Below are 17,594 nucleotides of genomic sequence, written 5' to 3'. Positions count from 1 at the left end.
TTCGTCAAGTATATCGACCGCGAAAAGCCCGACTTACTGTTGATTGAGGGCGTCGGATTGTTAAAGTTTTGTGAATTTCTTCGATCGCGAAGACTAACAGATCCGCCGCGCCTGGTGCTGGATTGCCACAACGTGGAAAGTGCGCTGTGGGAGGAACAGCACTTCGGCGATGCGCGCGGGCTGCGGCGCTTTTGGCGGAAACTGGGCGCCGGCGGCGCGCTCGAAAATGTCCGCAATGGCGACCGGCAGGCGGCCCGGCTTTGCGACCTCGTCCTGGTGCCGACACAGGACGACCGCAACCGGCTGGCGGCGCTCATGGGTGACGCGCGCGAGGCGGCCAGGATCCGTATCGTTCCCAACATCGCCCCGGCCTGGGCGCTGGAGGGTCTGTCCGCCGCACGGGGCTGCCGGGAAACCGTCCGGCGTCTGCTGTTTGTCGGTCATTTGAGATATGCGCCCAATGTCGACGCGATCGACATGCTGCTTCACCGCATCTGGCCGCGGGTAAGATCGCAGTTTCCGGACCTGCGGCTGGTCATAGCCGGGCGCAATCCGAAGCGCAGGATCCGGCGCTGGATCGAGGCGCAGGAGGGTGTCGAGCTCATCGCCGACCCGCCGTCCCTTGGCGAAGTCTATGACGCTTGCGACGCGGTAGTCGTGCCCTTGCGGCTCGGTGGCGGCTCGAGGTTGAAAGTCCTCGAGGCCCTCGCGGTGGGACTGCCGGTGATCGCGACCGCCAAGGCCGTCGAAGGCCTCGATCTCGTGGAAGGACGGCACTGGCTGAGAGCCGAAACACCGGAAGACTGTGTCGCAGCGCTCCGGAAGTTGGGCCGGGACCAGCCGCTGCGCGAGCGGCTCATTGGCGAGGGCAGGGCCCTCATCGGCGAGCGTTTTACCGAACGGGCACTGGAGCAGACGTTGACGCCGATCATTTCCGGCCTGTTCGAGGATCCCCGTTAGGCCCGGCGGCCTGCGGCAATTCATCCGCTTGAATCCGGTTCCGCACCGCGACATTTTCTGAACGCAACAGGACGGACCACCGATGAATGAGCGGCGCGCGAAGATTTCGCGGGAAATAACAGAGCGGACCGGCATCACCGAGGCGCTGATCGAGCGGCTCGTGCGCCGCTTCTACGATCGGGTGCGCACCGACCCGCTGCTTGGCCCGGTGTTTGCCGATCGCATCACCGACTGGGAGCCGCACTTGCAGCAGATGTTTGCCTTCTGGTCGTCCGTGGCGCTCCTCACCGGGCGCTATCATGGCCGGCCCATGCAGAAACATGCGCCGCTGCCTGTGTCGGCGGATCATTTCGACCGGTGGCTGGCGCTGTTCGAGGCAACCGCCCGGGAGGTCTGTACGCCCGCCGCTGCCGAACATTTTGTCGAAAGGGCGCGCAACATTGCGCAAAGCCTCGAAATGGGAATTGCCCAATATCAGGGCGTGCTGCTCGCACCCGGCGAGAGGCTGCAAGATCGCAGCACGCCGCCAGCCGGCCCGGCCGCCGCCTGAAACTACTGCGCAAGCGGCAGCCGGTCTTCCACGAGCTTTGCCCAATAGGCAATGCCGTAGGGGATCGCCTCGTCGTTGAAATCGTATTCGGGATGATGCAGCCCCGCTGAATCGCCGTTGCCGATGAATATGATGGCACCGGGATGCTCCTGGAGCATGTAGGAAAAGTCTTCGCCGCCGAGTCGCGCCGGCTGCTCGCGATCGACCTTCTCTTCGCCGACGACCTTGACGGCGGCCTCCGCCGCACGCGCCACCTGGTCGCTGTGGTTGACCGTGACGGGACAGAGCCGCTCGTATTGGAGAACCGCTTTCACCCCGTGGCTTTTGGCAACACCGTCGACGATTTCGTGCATGCGCCGCTCAATGATGTCGCGCGTATCCTCGTGCAGGTTGCGCACCGTGCCCTTGATCGAAGCAGTCAGCGGTATCACGTTGTTGGCCTCGCCCGCCTGCATTGCGGTGATCGAGATCAGCCCGTTCTTCGCCGGGTCGGTATTGCGGGTGATGATCGACTGGAACCCGTTGTAGATTGCGTTGGCGGCGGCCAGCGGGTCGACGCACTTGTGCGGCTGCGACGCGTGCCCGCCGACGCCCTCGATGTCGATGTAGAAAAAATCCGTTGCCGCGAGCGTCGGTCCGTCGCAAAGCCCGAACTCGCCGACGGCCATGTTGGGCATGTTGTGCATACCGTAGATCTCGTTGAGGCCGAGCCTGCCGAAAAGGCCGCTGTCCATCATCGCCTTGGCGCCGACGCCGCCTTCTTCCGCGGGTTGGAATATCAGCACCGCCTTGCCGGCGAAATTGCGCGTTTCCGCGAGGACCTTCGCGGCCCCGAGCAGCATCGCGCTGTGGCCGTCATGGCCGCAGGCATGCATGTTCCCGGGCGTCTCGGAGGCATGCTCGACACCCGAGATCTCCTCGATCGGCAGCGCGTCCATGTCGGCCCGCAGCCCGATTGACGGTCCGTCGGTCGCGCCGTTGATGATCGCCACGACACCGGTCTCGGCGACATTTTCGTGGATCTCATCAACGCCGATCTCGCGCAGCCGTGCGGCCACGAATCGGGCCGTTTCCGGAAGGTCGAACAAAAGCTCGGGGTGGCGGTGCAGCCAGCGGCGCCATTCCGTCACTTCCGGAACAATATCGGCGATGCGATTGTTTTTTATATACATTCTAGATCCTATGGGAATCGCGGCCGCATTCGCCGCCGTCGAGCCGCAGCGTATTCGTATCCGACTCGAGAGTACAGGCAAGCACAGCCGATTGTTTGGTTACGCATTCGAAAACGATTCTATTCAGCAAATAAACGACGATATCGCAAGGACAAGGGGGAATATCGACAGAATCTAAGTAAACCTTTGTAATAGGCGGCCCCGTTTAAACCTATGCGCAATGGGAATTGTCCCCGCCACGTGGCCTAAGCGATTTGTCCAGCTCTGAACTTCCCAGGACGGGTTCCAGGCGCTGCGACACATGGCGCGGACATATCAGGGGACACTATGCTGACATCGGGGGATTGTCACGTGGACGGGCGCAATTGCGTCAGCCCGCAGCGGCCGTTCGAATCTAGTAGGACGGCTTTGTTTTCAGAAGAACGGATTGGGGCCGGATTAGCGGAACGCACTTCTGCCCCTGCAACTGGGCGTTCCCTGCCCCCCGCAAGCCGGCGCCTGCAGCGTTTCGCCATCATCATCGCGCTGTATGTCGGCTTCGGTATCGGTGCGAAGGCGGAAGACTCGCCGACGGCAATTCACTCTTTCGGCAAATGGCACGGCTGGTTCGAACTGGGCGGCTATTACGGGTCCGAAAACACGAGCCGCGGCGAGGTGACCGTCTTCGCACCGATTTCCCAGACGCCTGACAGCCTGTTCTTTGTTGACCTGAAGGGCAAACTGTTCGAGGTCGGCAACGAAGAGGGCAATTTCGCCTTGGGCTATCGCCGCATGATGGACAGCGGCTTCAACCTCGGGGCCTGGGTTGGCGCCGATATCCGTTCCTCAAGTCTCAACAACACGTTCTGGCAGGTTTCAGGCGGGCTCGAGGCGCTCTCCCATAACTACGATTTCCGCGCGAATTTCTACATACCGTTGACCGACCCACAGGCCGGGGGCGCCGGACTGACGCAGGTGTTCCTGCAAGGCAACGGCATATTCATGGTCGGCGGCCAGGAAGTCGCCCTCGGCGGTGTGGACGCCGAGGCCGGCATCCGCCTACCGTTCGAGCAACTGGGCGAGGCGTTTTCCGGCGTCGAACTCAGGGCCTATGGCGGCGGCTACTACTTTGATAGCAGCGACGTCGATCAGGAGGTCGCAGGCGGCAAGGCGCGACTTGAGCTGCGGGTGCCGGACATCATTGAAACGATGCCCGGCTCGCAGCTCACCGCCGGTTATGAATTCACCTTTGACGATGTCCGCCAGGCGCGTCATCAGGCCGGTCTGAAGCTGCGAATTCCGTTCGGGGAAATAGCGGAATTCGTCGGCGAGGGCGGGTCTGCTCGCTTGGCAACCCTCAATCCGCAAGAGCGGCGCATGCTTGACGGGATCGTGCGTGATACCGACATCGTTACCGGTGCATCCGGCAGCGAAGCCGTTGTCGATCACCTCACCGATGTTGCGCTCGATCGTGTTGCGTATGCCGATGACCTGGCAACGCTGCAGGCGGCGATCGGACAGGGCGCCAACACCCATATCATCGTCAGCGACGGCGGTATGGTGATCGACGTGACATCCCTTGGCGGTGTCACGCTGGAGGACAGCCAGACGGTGCAGGGCGGCGGCAGCGCGATCCTGCTGCGCGGCGCAAGCAGCGGCACGGTCGCGCCGTTCACGGCTTCAGGTGGACGACCGACCCTGACCGGTGAGGTTGAGACCATACTGAGGCTGGATGATGGAAGCAGCGGCATCCATATCGCGGGACTAACCCTGAATGCCTCGGACGCAGATCACGGCATCGCTGACCATGGTTTTCTCAGGCCGATTCCCGACTGTCCCGAACTAGAGCCCGACTATGCCCTGGATGATCTTCAAAATGTCGTCTTTGAACAAAATGACCTGCTCGGCGCACCCATCTACGGAATTCTTTTGGGCAGCGATAACCGCGATCTGTCGTTCCTGAACAATCATATCGAATTCACCGAGAACGCAATTGCGTTCAACGCGAACAACAGCCGCATCAACATTTCCGGAAACACGTTTGATGGATTGGATCCTGAAGAAGGCGGTCATGTTGCGCTATGGTTCGAAACTCTCAACGATGACGTTACGATCTCCAACAACCTGTTCACGACCCAGACAGCGAGTATCTACAGCTCATCCTGGGCGAGCGACTTCGTTGTTGCCGACAATACATTCCGCAACACGTCGCACAGTGCGATCCGGTTTTTTGACGATGACAGCGAACTTGTCGGAAGCAGTCTGTCGAATGCCACATTTGTTGGAAACCGGTTCGAGGATATCGGTGGAGACGGCATCTACATCGAGGATGACGCCAGGGACATCCAGATCATAGCCAATGTCCTCGACACTGTCGGGGAGGACGGCATTTACGTCGATGACTATGGCGCCGGTGTAGTCATTAGCCAAAATACGCTGGAAAACATCGGCGACGACGCTATCCAGCTCGATCACGACAACTCCGATTTCGCCATACTTGGCAATACGATAGATGGCTCCGGCGACGATGCGGTAGATATTGGCGACGACAACAGCGACTTCACCATTGCCGACAACACGATCCGCAACACCGACGACGAAGGCATCGATGTCGAAAGCGGCAACAGCGATTTCGTCATTGCCGAAAACAGCATCGACAATACCGGCGGCGCCGGAATCAAGATCGACGAGAATAATGTCGCCCTGGCGGTCCTGCGCAACACGATCTCGAACACGAATGAGGAGGGCATTGCCTTTGGCGATGACAACAGCCTTGCCCTTGTCGCATACAACACCATTACCGACACCGGCTGGGAAGGGATCTTTTTTGGCAGCAACAACGGTTCGCTGTTCCTTGGTCCGCCGGAAACATCGCTCCCCGGATTTGTGGCAGTGGTCGGCAATACCATCGAGCGAACCGGGCTTGATACGGACGAAGACTATCAAAGCGGTATCTATTTTGAAGATGACAACAGCGCGATTGTCGTCGGCAACACGATCACCGATTCGGGTTCGAACGGCATCGAGTTCATTGCCGGGAATTTCGCTCTCGTTTCCGGCAACGCGATTTTCGGTGCCGGCGCCAATGGTGCGGGTCACGGCCTGGTGATCCACGAGGCAAACGAACTCGTACTCGGCGGAAACCGGTTCGGCAGTGTTGCGGGCGATGTTTTCCATTTCGCGGGAACCGACAATCATCTGACGCCGTCTTCACTGGTTGTCGCGCTCATCGAGGGCGCGGTGACGGGCGATCCTGCAATCCTCCAGGAGATGCGCGATGCGGCCGCGTCGATCGGCATCAGCAATGCCGAGTTCGACGCTATTGTGGCCGACCTGACGACTTCGCTGCTCAGCCCGAATATCGCAACGGTGGCGCCGGGCGGCGCGCTGTGCGGACAGCTCGATCCGAACAGCTTCACCGGAACGCTGGACGTTATCGACCCTTCGAGCGTGCTGCAAACATTCACGGACGGCTGTTGAACAAAAGGGGCCAATGTCCCGGATGGTGTCGAGCCATCCGGGTTTTCTGAATGACGGGAAACCGGGGCGACATACTCCCGTCGGCTTGCGAAAGGTCCGGTCCAGGGGTGCATCGGGCCGCAGGCGACGCACAGCCGGGCAATCGGGCCTGGCTTAAGATGTCCGCGCCCTAATATTGCCTGGACAGGCGGCACGGACACGCAAACAGATGGGAATTGCGTTGATATGCCGGATAACACTGGTCAGGATCGCACCGGTCTGTGGGGCCTGATGGCTCTCCAGGCACTTTGCGTGGTGTTGTTGGTGATCGAGGTCGGCTGGGAGTTCTACCAGGAATCGCTGACGCCGCAGGCGGCGCAGGATGGCAAGCGCCAGCAGAATTCGCACACGCACGCTTTTGAGTTCATCGTTATTGTTCTTTTGTCTTTCAGCTTCGTTTCCACCGGATACATCATCCACCGGCTAATGCACCGCCACAAACGCACGGACGAGCTCCTGCGGGCCGCGACCGGCGCCTTTTTTGATCTCGTTCAGCAGCATTTCGACGAGTGGGAGCTGACACCCTCCGAACGCGATGTGGCGCTCCTGGCCATCAAGGGCCTGATGATTTCCGATATTGCCCAGCTCCGCAATACGAAACTCGGAACCATCAAGGCCCAATGCGCATCGATCTATCGCAAGGCAGGCGTCACCGGCAGACCGCAATTGCTGAGCCTGTTCATCGACGAACTCATTGCCAAGGGCGTTCCGGAGTGCGGCGAGCGTTGTCCGAAATCCGGTGAAAAAGAGCCGCGAACTTTCTGATCCGGCACTGTCGGTCGTCGTGGCGACTGCCTCGGCTGTGGGAAATCAAACAGAAATGTATACTTGTGGTCGGCCGGTCGCGAAAACGAGGAATCGGCGAGGCCGGCGACGCGGCTGACTATTGAGACGGGACGGGATCGGAATGGTATCCAACAATATGCCGGGTGGCACATATTTGTGGCTTCTGCTTTTGCTTCAGGCGGTTTGCGCCGTTTTCCTGCTTGCGGAGGTTTCTGGTGACCTGATCGGATGGGAAACCGAAGAAACGGAGGATCTGACCCATATCGCGGAATTCGCGGTTATCGTGGCGCTTATCCTCAGCCTGGCATACACGGCCGCAAACATCAGGAAGGTCCTGACGCGCCAGGGCAGGCTGCTCGACCAGCTCCGGGCGGCATCGGGCGAATTCATGGGTCTGGTGGATCAGTATTTCAACGAATGGGGGCTGACACCGTCAGAGCGCGACGTGGCGCTGCTGTCGCTGAAGGGATTGCAGATTTCCGATATCGCCGAACTTCGAAATACGAGCACGGGAACCGTCAAGGCGCAGTGCAACGCCATCTACCGGAAGGCCGGAGTCAACGGCCGTCCGCAACTTTTGAGCATTTTCATTGAAGATCTGCTTGCCGCGGATTTGAAGGAGCCGCAAGGAGCGATACTGCACTGAGGCAGGATTGACGCCTCACCCCGGACCGGGTTGCTGAAACACCGATCCGGCGTGCGTGTCATTCAGCCGACATCCAGTCCGCGCATTTGCAGCGGATTGGGATGCGACCGGCCGTTTTCGACATAGGACTTTGCCGCGCTTGTCAGCGCGCCCGCTGCACGGGTCATGCAGCGCCAGCGAATCAGGCGGGCCTTCACCATCATGTCGAGCGGATCGGCCGTTTTCGGGGAGTTGTGTTTTGTCATGATACATCCACTCCTTTCTCCCACATTGTGTTTATGGTTCATGTAGGGCGCATTTGTGGACGATACCTTGACGCAGCATTACAGTTCTGTAATCCAACCCCCACCCCGCCGGGGCGCCGAACACGCTGAATACGAGGATCGAACCTATGGGCAAGCCACGCCGCCGAATCGCCTGCGTGGGCGAAGCCATGGTGGAACTGTCACTGGAGGCCGATGGCCGCACCGCGCGGATCGGCTATGCCGGCGATACGCTGAACACGGCCGTCTACCTGGCCCGCGAACGCCCCGGCGCCCATGACGTCGCCTTCGTCTCCCGGGTCGGCCGGGACAGGTTCTCCGATGACATGCTGGCGTTCATCGAAGCCGAAGGCGTTTCCGCGGCGGCCATCGCGCGCGACGAGGCGCTGTTGCCGGGCCTATACGCCATCAGCACCGATGCGGACGGCGAGCGCTCGTTTTCCTACTGGCGCGAGAACGCCGCTGCCCGAAATCTGTTCTGCACCGCCGGCGCCCCGGATTTCTCGGCCCTCGACGGTTTTGACGTTGTCTATCTTTCGGCGATCACGCTGGCGATCCTGACCCCGGCCGTGCGGGGCGAACTGCTCGACTGGATTTCGGATTTTCGGCAGCGGGGCGGCCTCTTCGCCTTCGATTCCAATTACCGCCCGCGGCTCTGGGAAAGCGCCGATGCCGCGCGGCAGACCGTGTCGCGGGCCTGGCTCAACTGCGATATCGGGCTTCCCTCTGTGGATGACGAGATAGCGTTGTTCGGCGACAGGGACGCCGCGGCCGCGCTGGCGAGACTGGAGGCCTGCGGCATCGGCATCGGTGCGCTCAAGCGCGGCGCCGAGGGCCCGGTGCCGATCAATGGCGCGGCGGATACCGAACTGCGGTTCGCCGCGGCCGAAAAGGTGGTCGACACCACCGCCGCCGGCGACAGCTTCAACGGCGCATTTCTTGCCGAATACCTTGCCGGGGCGTCCTTGTCCGAGGCGATGCTGGCGGGCCATAACCGCGCCGCGCGGGTGATCGGCGTCCGCGGCGCGATCGTTCCGGCAGACTCCCTGGCCTAGCCGGGCGGGATCTCGCCGACCTTTTTCGGCACGTGATAGCCGCGCTGCACCGCCTCGCGCGCCGCGATCCGCCGGTACCAGTCCCGCACGTTCGGATACTGCGTCAGATCGATCTGCTGCCATTCGTAGCGTGACACCCAGGGCCAGCAGGCCATGTCTGCGATCGAGTAGTCGTCGACAATGAATTCGCGGCCTTCGAGCCGCTTGTCGAGAACGCCGTAAAGGCGGTTGGCCTCGGCCGAGAAACGCTCCTCGGCATATTCGGCCTTGCCGGGATTGAAATGCACGAAATGATGCACCTGGCCGGCCATCGGGCCGAGACCGCCCATCTGCCACATCAGCCATTCGATGACCCGGATACGCGCCATCGGATCGGTCGGCAGGAAATTGCCGTATTTCTCGGCGAGATAGATCATGATGGCGCCCGATTCCATCAGCTTCAGGCCGTTGTCCTGGTCGACGATCGCCGGGATCTTGTTGTTGGGGCCGATTTCCAGGAACTCAGGCGTCTTCTGGTCGCCCTGGCCGATATTGATCGGATGCGCGTTGTATTCGACACCGAGTTCCTCGAGCAATATCGAGACCTTGCGGCCGTTGGGTGTGGTCCAGGTATAAAGATCAATCATCAATTTCTTCCGTGTGCTTGGGTGTGTATCAGGGGCGCGCCATGTCGAGAGCCGGATCGTCCTGCGCCCACGGGCTGAACGGCGCCGGTATCAGGATCTTGTTTTCCTGGCTGACGACAAAGGGGCGGATTTTCTGCACATAGGCTTTCCAGCCTTCGTCGGCGGCGAGGCGGGCGCGCCGCTCGCTTCGTTCAGCGAGGTCCCTATAGGCCCACAGGTGCACGATCTGGTGCAGCGGGCCGATCTCGGTGGTGAAATAGCCGACCATGCGGCCGAGGATCGGACGCTGGATGGCAAGCCCTTCCGCCTCGTAAAGCCTGAGATATTCGGGTGCCGTCCCGACCTGCAGCGAATAGATCCGTTCCTCGACGATCATGGTCTTCCTCTGTTGCCTGCCTGTCTAAGTATGTTCCAACTGCCGGGCCTTTCCCTGCGCCCGCGCTGCCGATAGCGTTTGCGTCGGCGTCAGTGCCTCGGGATCGACGACGAGTTCGATCAGGTAGCCGTCCCGTGCCGCGCGGGCCCGTTCAAGTGCGGCGGGGAACTGGTCGGTCGCGGTCACTTTCTCGCCTGCAATGCCGAAGGCCTGAGCGTAGGCCACGAAATCCGGGTTGGTGAGCGCCGTACCGAGCGTGCGGCCAGGATGATTGCGCTCCTGATGCATGCGGATCGTGCCGTACATGCCGTTATTGACGACAATGTAGATGACACCCAGGCCGTACTTCATGGCCGTCGCCATTTCCTGCGATGTCATCAGGAAGCAGCCGTCACCGGAAATGCTGATCACCTCGCGTTGCGGTGCGGCGAGCTTGGCGGCAATGGCGGCGGGTACGCCGTAGCCCATCGAACCGCTGGTCGGCGCCAGTTGCGACCGGAAGGTCCTGTGCTGGACAAACCGGTGCACCCAGACAGAGTAGTTTCCGGCGCCGTTGGCGATCACCGTATCTGCCGGCATGGTCCGTGTTATGTGCCGCATGATCTCCGACATGTTGAGATCGCCCGGAACCGCCGTCGGCGCGAGGAACGCCTCGTAACTGTTGCGGTTTCCGGTCCGCCAGCCGGACCAGCGTATCGCCCCGTCGCCGGACGCGATCGCGTCGGTCGCCTGCCAGAACGCAGCCGGCATCGCGTTGACGGCGAGATCCGGCGCATAGACCTGTCCCAGCTCTTCAGGACCCGGATGCACATGGACGAATTTCATTCTCGGATTTGGAATATCGATCAGCGAATAGCCCTGCGTCGTCATCTCGCCGAAACGCGGACCGACGGCGATCAGCAGGTCGACCTCCTCCCGGATGCGCCGCCTGAGGTCCGGAAGCGGCGCAATGCCGACGGCGCCGACATAGTTCAGGTGCGCGTTGTCGACATAGTCCTGGCAGCGGAACGAGGCGGCCACCGGCAGGCCCGTGCGCTCGGCGAAAGCCAGCGCTTTTTCGGCGCAGTCCCGGTTCCAGGACGGTCCGCCGACAACGAGCAGCGGCCGCTCGGCGTTTGCCATCAGCGTTTCGAGGGACTTCATCGCCGAGGGCGACGGTGCGCTTTCCGCAACCGGCGTCGCGCGCGCGTCGCCGGTCTCGACCACGTCGGTCAGCATGTCCTCCGGCAGCGCCAGGACAACCGGTCCCGGGCGGCCGGAGAGCGCGACCTTCCACGCTCGCGAGAGGTATTCGGGAATTCGCGCCGCATCGTCGATCTGGGCGATCCACTTGGCCATTTCTCCGAACATGCGGCGATAGTCGATCTCCTGGAAGGCCTCACGGTCGATCATGCCCCGGCCGACCTGGCCGATGAGGACGATCATCGGCGACGAATCCTGGAAAGCCGTGTGAATGCCGTTGGACGCATTGGTGGCGCCGGGGCCGCGGGTCACGGCGCAGATGCCGGGCTTGCCGGTCATCTTCGCATAGGCGTCCGCCATGTTCGATGCGCCCGCCTCGTGGCGGCAGGTGATCACCTTGATGCTGTTGCGGTGGTCGTAAAGGCCGTCCAGCAGCCCGAGAAAACTCTCGCCCGGGACGCAGAACACCGTGTCCGCGCCTAGAATGCGCAGCTGGTCGGCCAGGACGCGGCCGCCGTGCCGTGGCCGCATTCCGCCGTTCGCTTTCACATCCGGTGCCTGCTGGTTCATGCCCGGTACCTCAGATGCTGCGGATCAGGCCGCCGTCGACGCGGGTGATCTGCCCGGTGACGTAGCTTGCCGCATCGGAAAGCAGGAAAACCGCGACCTTGGCGAATTCCTCCGGTTGGCCGTAGCGCTTGATGGGCAGTTCGGCCTGGGATGCCGCCCGCACTTCTTCCAGCGACTTGCCCTCGCGCTCGGCCCGCGCGCTGTCGAGCCGACCGAGGCGGGCGGTTTCGATCTTGCCGGGCAGGACCATGTTGACGGTGATGCCGTTGCCGGCAACCTCGGCTGAGAGCGTCTTTAAGAAGCCCGCCACGGCGCCGCGGATGGTGTTCGACACCGCAAGGTTGGGGATCGGCTGAACGACGCCGGAGGAGCCAACCGCCACGATGCGGCCCCAGCCGCGCGCCTTCATGGCCGGAAGCGCCGCCTCGGTGACCCGCACGATGCTGAACAGCATCATCTGCGTCGAATTGTGCCAGACTTCGTCGGAAACGCCGGTCGAGGGGGAGGGCGGCGGGCCGCCCGCGTTGTTGACCAGCATGTCCGGTTTGAACTCGTTTTCGATGCGGGTGCAGAATGCGGTGACCGCCAGCGGGTCGGACAGGTCGACCGGGCAGGGGGTCGCCTCCACCCCGTGTTTGCCGGCGATGTCCGCAGCAAGGCCCTCGAGCGCCTCCCCATTGCGCGCGACGAGCACCACATTGGCGCCTTCCTCGGCCAGTGCTTCCGCAATGGCGCGCCCGATTCCCTGCGATGCGCCGAGAACGAGTGCCGTTTTTCCTTTAATTCCAAGGTCCATGTTTTTCTTCCTACTGCTGAACTTCCTCTTTCGGCCGTGCCGGCTCACGCAGCCGCATGACCGCAAGGGCAATGCCGCCGACCGCCATGGCGACGGCGATCGAGGGCCTTATAAAACCGGGCATCATGAAAACCGGCAAGGCCATGACGAAAAGCAGCGCCGGCGGATAGTATTTTGTCCAGGCCGCCTTGCCGCGGTGCTTCTGGTAGGACGGGAAAAAGATCGAGAACGCGGCGAGCAGCAGGAAGAACAGCGACCACGGCCGGCTCAGGAAAATGGTGATGTCATCCGACCGGGCGAAGACCTGGCTGAGACGGGCCTCGGCGATCTGGCCGAGCACGACGCCGAGGACCATCGGCACGATCGGGAAGCCGAAGGCGCGCAGGACGAAGCCGACCACGCCGAAGATGAACAGCGTCCACATGTCGTAGCCGACATTGTTGAGCGCGAAGATGCCGAGTGCGCAGTAGAACAGGATCACCGCAGTCAGCATGTACATCTTGACCTTGGTCACAAGCACGAAGCCGCGCAGCGTCACCGATTGCAGCGCCAGCATCATGAAATTGGCGACGAAGAAGGCGAGGAAGATCGAATAGGCGATCACCGGTTCGTCCGAGATGAAGGACGGGCTCGGAATGACGTCGTGGATGAGCAGGGCGCCAAGCATGATCGCCGTCATGATGTCGCCCGGCAGGCCCAGCGCCATCATCACGATCAGCGCGCCGCCGGCGGTCGCGTTGTTTGCCGATTCCGGCGCGATGATGCCGTCGACGGCGCCCTTACCGAATTCCTCGTGTTCGCGCGACGTCTTCTTCGCCTGGTCGTAGGCAAGGATGTTGGAGATGGTGCTGCCGGCCGCCGGCAGCACGCCGACGAAGACGCCGATGATCGAGGAGCGGATGACATTGCCCCAGCGCTTCAGCACCTCCTTGGCCGAGTGGATGTAGTCGATATTGACGGCATGGGCGTCGTGGCCGCCCAGCGCCTTGTGCGCCGCTTCCGGGTCGCGCACGTCGTTGAGCAGCCGGCTGAAGGCGAAGAGCCCGACGAGCACCGGCAGGAAGGCAAAGCCCTGGGTCGCCGAATCGATGCCGAAGGTGAAGCGCGGCTGGCCGAACACCACGTCCGATCCGACGGTTGCGACCAGCAGCCCGAACAGCGCCGCCATCAGGCCCTTGAGCATCTGGTCGCCGGCGAGGCTCGCCGTGACGGTGAGCGCGAAAATGATCAGCGCGAAGTAGTCAACCGGCTGGAACTCGAGGCCGATCAGCGCCAGTTGAGGCGCGACGACCATCAGCACGATGGAGGCGATGACGCCGCCGAAAAAGGAGGACCACACGCCGATACCGAGCGCCAGGCCCGGCTTGCCCGAACGCGCCAGCGGGTAGCCGTCGAACGTGGTGGCGACCGAGGAGGGCGTTCCGGGAATGCCGGTCAGGATGCCGGACATCAGGCCGCCCGACAGGCCGCCGACATAAACGGCGATCATCGTCGCGAGCCCCTGGACGGCCGACATGGTGAAGGTGAACGGCAGGACGAGCACCACGGCCATGGCAATGGTGAAGCCCGGGATGGCCCCGGCCAGCAGGCCGGCGAGCGTTCCGACCATCATCAAAAGCATGGTCGAGACGGTGAAAAGCTGCGGCGCTGCAGCGGCGAGGTTCTGGAAAAGGTCCATCTCAGAACACCCTCAACAGCGCGCCCTCGGGCAGGAAAACACCGAGCAGCAGGGTGAAGATCGCCCACATGCCGACGACGAACACCGCGGTGATGACCGCGTGCAAAAGCAGTTGGCGCGGTTTCCAGCCGCCGAGGACGGAAAGGGTCAGGAACACGTAGGCAAGGCCGCCGATGAGCATGCCGAGCACCGGCATGGTCACCAGGAACAGGAAGAACAGCGCGAAGCAGACGATCGGGTTCCGGTAGTAGCCAAACCATTCACCGAGGCTGCGCCGCGGTTGCTCCTCTGCTTCGCCGCGCTGCGACGATATCAGCAACACGAAGGCAAGCAGCGCCAGCGGCACCAGGATGATGCGCGGCCACAGCGCCGGCGACATCTGCCCGAACATCGGCGGCGGAAGCTGGAAAGTCGCCACGAACATCACGCCCGACAGGATCAGGAAGAACAGGGCGACGAAGAAATCCCGGTTAAGAGACATTGCGGTTTCCGGATCAGGTCAATTAACGGCTCAGATCTTCAGACTACGACCCGGCACGCGGCAGTGAAAGTGCGGCCCGCATTGGGGCCGCACCTTGAATCAGGACATGCTTACTGGAAGCGGCCGACCTTCAGCGCCTTGGCGGCGTCGAGGAATTCGGTTTCCGTACCCTTCCACCACTCGGCATATTCTTCCGGTCCGAGATAGACGACGGCCGTTCCCTTGGCGGCCTGCTCGTCAACGAAGCCCTGATCCTCCGTCGGGGCCTTGAACACCTCGGCCCAGTAGTCGACGATTTCCTTCGGCGTGCCCTTCGGCAGCATCACGCCGCGCGTCAGCGAATAGTTCATGTCGACGCCGAGTTCCTTCAGTGTCGGCACATCCGGGATGAGCGGGCTGCGCTCGTCGGCGGCGATGGCGAAGGCCTTCAGCTTGCCGTCGCCGCGCTGCGTGCGCGCCGCCGCCATGTTGATGCCGCCGAGATCGATGGAGCCGTTGAGAAGGCCGGTAATGCGGCCGGCCGTGCCGCCCTGGAAAGGCACATAGGCGTAGTCGGTTCCGGTCTTGGCGCCGAGCATGATCCACAGGAAATGGCTGGTCGCGCCCATCGAGACGCCCGTCGGGATTTCGCCCGGCTTGTCCTTGGCCGCTGCCAGCATGCCGGACAGGTCGTTATACGGCACATGGCCGCCCGCGCCGATGATCTCCGGTGTGTCGGTAAGCATCGCGACGGGCTCGAAACCGTCCCAGCTGAAGTCGGTGACGCCGTTGATGTAGTTGACGACGAGGTGCTGGTGGATGGCAAAGAGCGTGCATCCGTCGGGTGCCGCGGCATGGGCTTCCTTGGCGCCCTTGCCACCGCCCTGTCCGGGAATTGTGACCACCTTGACCTTGACGGGTGCGTCGGACTGTTCGATCGCCTTTTCGAAAATCCCGAAAATTACGCTGGTGCCGCCGCCGGCGCCCCAGGGCACGACCAGCTTTGCCGTGGTGCAGGGCAGTTCCACCGCCGAGGCGGTCGCGCTTCCGAGCACCATCGCGCCAATCGACGCCGCGCCAAAAGCCAATGCACGCAATTTGTTCAATCTCATCAGTTCCTCCCAAGTTTGCATCCCGGCAGTCGGTCGCCGACCCGGCTTTTTTAGTCCGTTCTGGGCGTCCGACCGACCGGAGTTTTGCATATTGTCATACATATTAAAATCCCATATTTTCGACAATAGAACATCTTCTGGAAACATTGTTGCAAAGAGTAGACAATAATGGATGCTGATCTCCTGACCGACATGGCCGTCTTTGCCGCGGTCGTTGAAAACAACGGATTCTCCGCCGCCGCCGAAACGCTGCAGATGTCGAAATCCAACATCAGCCGCCGGGTCGCGGTCCTGGAGGACCGGCTGCAGCTCAAGCTGATGCACCGCACCACCCGCAAGATCGGGCTGACCGAAAGCGGCCGCGTCTATTACGAACATTGCGCGCGGCTGGTTGCCGATGCGCGCGAGGCCGATGCGGCGATCAGGGCGATCCACGCCCACCCCAGCGGCCTCCTGAATGTCAGCCTGCCTGAGACCCTCGGGCGCGCCTTCATCCTGCCGCTGCTTCCCGAGTTCCTGGAGCGTTATCCGGACGTGAAGCTCAACCTGACCTTCACCAACCGCAAGGTAGACCTGATCGAGGAACGCTGTGACGTCGCCGTGCGCAAGGGCGAGATCGAGGACGATTCGGTCTGTGCCATCCCGCTCGGTGGATCCTCGCAGTATTTCTATGCCGCGCCGGGTTACATGAAATCGGCCGGCCCGCTACGCACACCGCAGGATCTGCAGAAACACTGCTACATTGCCAGCCGCACGGCTGTCGGGCCTATAGATCTGAGGGTTACGCGGGGCGACGACAACGTCAATGTACGGCTCAGCCCGCGCGTCGGCGTGCGCGATCACGAGGCCGTTCTGGCGATGACCCTTGCCGGCATGGGCGTTGCCCTGTTGCCTGTCTGGATGGCGCGCAAGCACGTTCAGACGGGAACGCTCCTGCCGGTGCTCGAGGATTGCCGCGGGCCGACCGTCGCCTTCAACGCGATCTTCCAGCCGCATCGCGGCATGGCGCCGAATCTCAGGGCCTTTATCGAGTTCCTCAAGGATCGGTTCCGTATCAACCGGCCGTGGGAGTTCGAGGCGCCCGAGGAAACAACGTTGCCGATGTCCGGCTGAGTCGGCTCAACGGCCGCCGAAGGCGTAGCGCCCGTCAACCACATCGGTCCGGGGCGGCAATCCTTCCGCTTCGAACAGGTCGTGGCCTTCCCTCAGATTCGACCAGAAACCGATCCATGGCGAGCCGGCATGCTCGGCAAACGCGTCATCGGTCATGCGGAATGGAAAGACGTGCACGTCGAACGCGTCCTGGCCGCCGTTCAGCGCCGCCTCGGCGATGAGGTAGATTTCCTCGATACCGCGATCGGTCATCGCATAGCAGCCGATGGAAACGCACTTGCCGTGCACCATCAGGAAGCTGCCGGTTCGCCCGTGCGCGCGGTCGTAGAGGTTCGGAAAACCGAGATTGAAGGAAAGATGGTAGCTGCTGTTCGGATTGAGCTGTCCGGCCGACACTGAGTAAAAACCCTCCGGCGACTGCCGGTCGCCCTCCATCAGTTTCGGCCCGAGATCGCCGGAATAGCTGCAGATCGGATAGGTCTTGAACAGGCTGAACCGGTCGCCGTCCTTCACCCACAGTTCCAGCTCGCTCGAGGCCTTGAAGATACGGATGAAGATCGGTGCGCCGAAACGCAGGCCCTTTCCGGAGAGCTGGTCTTCGACGCCCGGCGTGACATTGGCGCGTACGGCCTCGATGTCGGCGGTGCCGGGGATCAGGGATCGAAGCAGGTAGACGGATACACCCGCTATGACGACGGCGGCCAGGGCGGCTGAATAGAGCGTTGTCCGCAACCTCATGGAGCACCCCATC

Annotated in this window: 17 protein-coding genes; 7 read left to right on the top strand and 10 right to left on the bottom strand. The window is 62.1% G+C overall.

What is annotated here, in order from left to right:
- The first annotated feature begins 132 nt into the window (after window positions 1–132).
- Together E4M07_RS15410 and E4M07_RS15405 are read left to right on the top strand one after the other, a co-directional pair.
- On the top strand, window positions 133–960 hold the full coding sequence (locus E4M07_RS15410; protein WP_348640522.1) for a glycosyltransferase family 4 protein: 828 nt from the start codon (window positions 133–135) through the stop codon (window positions 958–960).
- Between the two features lie 82 nt (window positions 961–1,042).
- Window positions 1,043–1,510: a group III truncated hemoglobin gene (locus E4M07_RS15405; RefSeq protein ID WP_136659266.1), complete on the top strand. Its 468-nt coding sequence runs from the start codon at window positions 1,043–1,045 to the stop codon at window positions 1,508–1,510.
- 2 nt (window positions 1,511–1,512) lie between these two features.
- Here E4M07_RS15405 and E4M07_RS15400 read toward each other — a convergent pair whose 3' ends face one another.
- Window positions 1,513–2,682 (bottom strand): M20 aminoacylase family protein, encoded by a 1,170-nt coding sequence (locus tag E4M07_RS15400; RefSeq protein WP_136659265.1) that lies wholly within the window; start codon window positions 2,680–2,682, stop codon window positions 1,513–1,515.
- Between the two features lie 408 nt (window positions 2,683–3,090).
- Between E4M07_RS15400 and E4M07_RS15395 the strand changes: the two genes are divergently transcribed.
- From E4M07_RS15395 to E4M07_RS15385, 3 genes are all read left to right on the top strand, one after another.
- A complete protein-coding gene (locus E4M07_RS15395; protein WP_136659264.1) occupies window positions 3,091–6,141 on the top strand; it encodes a right-handed parallel beta-helix repeat-containing protein in 3,051 nt (1,016 codons plus the stop codon).
- Between the two features lie 225 nt (window positions 6,142–6,366).
- Window positions 6,367–6,945 carry a LuxR C-terminal-related transcriptional regulator gene (locus tag E4M07_RS15390; protein WP_206057280.1) on the top strand — a complete coding sequence of 193 codons (579 nt, stop codon included), beginning with the start codon at window positions 6,367–6,369 and terminating at the stop codon, window positions 6,943–6,945.
- Window positions 6,946–7,087: 142 nt separating this feature from the next.
- Window positions 7,088–7,612, top strand: coding sequence for a helix-turn-helix transcriptional regulator (locus E4M07_RS15385; RefSeq protein WP_206057279.1), 525 nt, complete (start codon window positions 7,088–7,090; stop codon window positions 7,610–7,612).
- A 62-nt stretch (window positions 7,613–7,674) separates the two neighbouring features.
- Here E4M07_RS15385 and E4M07_RS15380 read toward each other — a convergent pair whose 3' ends face one another.
- Window positions 7,675–7,857 (bottom strand): hypothetical protein, encoded by a 183-nt coding sequence (locus tag E4M07_RS15380; RefSeq protein ID WP_136659263.1) that lies wholly within the window; start codon window positions 7,855–7,857, stop codon window positions 7,675–7,677.
- A 146-nt stretch (window positions 7,858–8,003) separates the two neighbouring features.
- Here E4M07_RS15380 and E4M07_RS15375 point away from each other — a divergent pair, with 146 nt between their 5' ends.
- Window positions 8,004–8,930 carry a sugar kinase gene (locus tag E4M07_RS15375; RefSeq protein WP_136659262.1) on the top strand — a complete coding sequence of 309 codons (927 nt, stop codon included), beginning with the start codon at window positions 8,004–8,006 and terminating at the stop codon, window positions 8,928–8,930.
- On the opposite strand, the gene E4M07_RS15370 is transcribed toward E4M07_RS15375, so the two are convergent.
- From E4M07_RS15370 to E4M07_RS15340, 7 genes are all read right to left on the bottom strand, one after another.
- A complete protein-coding gene (locus tag E4M07_RS15370; RefSeq protein WP_136659261.1) occupies window positions 8,927–9,556 on the bottom strand; it encodes a glutathione S-transferase N-terminal domain-containing protein in 630 nt (209 codons plus the stop codon). The genes E4M07_RS15375 and E4M07_RS15370 overlap by 4 nt on opposite strands.
- Before the next feature lie 28 nt (window positions 9,557–9,584).
- Window positions 9,585–9,932: an NIPSNAP family protein gene (locus E4M07_RS15365; RefSeq protein WP_136659260.1), complete on the bottom strand. Its 348-nt coding sequence runs from the start codon at window positions 9,930–9,932 to the stop codon at window positions 9,585–9,587.
- 24 nt (window positions 9,933–9,956) lie between these two features.
- A complete protein-coding gene (locus tag E4M07_RS15360) occupies window positions 9,957–11,684 on the bottom strand; it encodes a thiamine pyrophosphate-binding protein (RefSeq protein WP_246660470.1) in 1,728 nt (575 codons plus the stop codon).
- 10 nt (window positions 11,685–11,694) lie between these two features.
- Window positions 11,695–12,480, bottom strand: coding sequence for an SDR family oxidoreductase (locus E4M07_RS15355; protein WP_136659259.1), 786 nt, complete (start codon window positions 12,478–12,480; stop codon window positions 11,695–11,697).
- A 10-nt stretch (window positions 12,481–12,490) separates the two neighbouring features.
- Window positions 12,491–14,158: a tripartite tricarboxylate transporter permease gene (locus tag E4M07_RS15350; protein WP_136659258.1), complete on the bottom strand. Its 1,668-nt coding sequence runs from the start codon at window positions 14,156–14,158 to the stop codon at window positions 12,491–12,493.
- A 1-nt stretch (window position 14,159) separates the two neighbouring features.
- Window positions 14,160–14,639: a tripartite tricarboxylate transporter TctB family protein gene (locus E4M07_RS15345; RefSeq protein ID WP_136659257.1), complete on the bottom strand. Its 480-nt coding sequence runs from the start codon at window positions 14,637–14,639 to the stop codon at window positions 14,160–14,162.
- Between the two features lie 110 nt (window positions 14,640–14,749).
- Window positions 14,750–15,730 carry a tripartite tricarboxylate transporter substrate binding protein gene (locus tag E4M07_RS15340; protein ID WP_169054237.1) on the bottom strand — a complete coding sequence of 327 codons (981 nt, stop codon included), beginning with the start codon at window positions 15,728–15,730 and terminating at the stop codon, window positions 14,750–14,752.
- Between the two features lie 168 nt (window positions 15,731–15,898).
- Here E4M07_RS15340 and E4M07_RS15335 point away from each other — a divergent pair, with 168 nt between their 5' ends.
- Window positions 15,899–16,843, top strand: a complete 945-nt coding sequence (locus tag E4M07_RS15335; protein ID WP_136659255.1) for a LysR family transcriptional regulator — start codon at window positions 15,899–15,901, stop codon at window positions 16,841–16,843.
- 6 nt (window positions 16,844–16,849) lie between these two features.
- On the opposite strand, the gene E4M07_RS15330 is transcribed toward E4M07_RS15335, so the two are convergent.
- Window positions 16,850–17,581 carry a murein L,D-transpeptidase family protein gene (locus tag E4M07_RS15330; RefSeq protein ID WP_206057278.1) on the bottom strand — a complete coding sequence of 244 codons (732 nt, stop codon included), beginning with the start codon at window positions 17,579–17,581 and terminating at the stop codon, window positions 16,850–16,852.
- Window positions 17,582–17,594 lie beyond the last annotated feature (13 nt).

It is taken from the genome of Nitratireductor sp. XY-223 (assembly GCF_004959855.1).
Taxonomy (GTDB): Bacteria; Pseudomonadota; Alphaproteobacteria; order Rhizobiales; family Rhizobiaceae; genus Hoeflea_A.
This window is presented reverse-complemented; position numbering and strand designations above follow the sequence as displayed.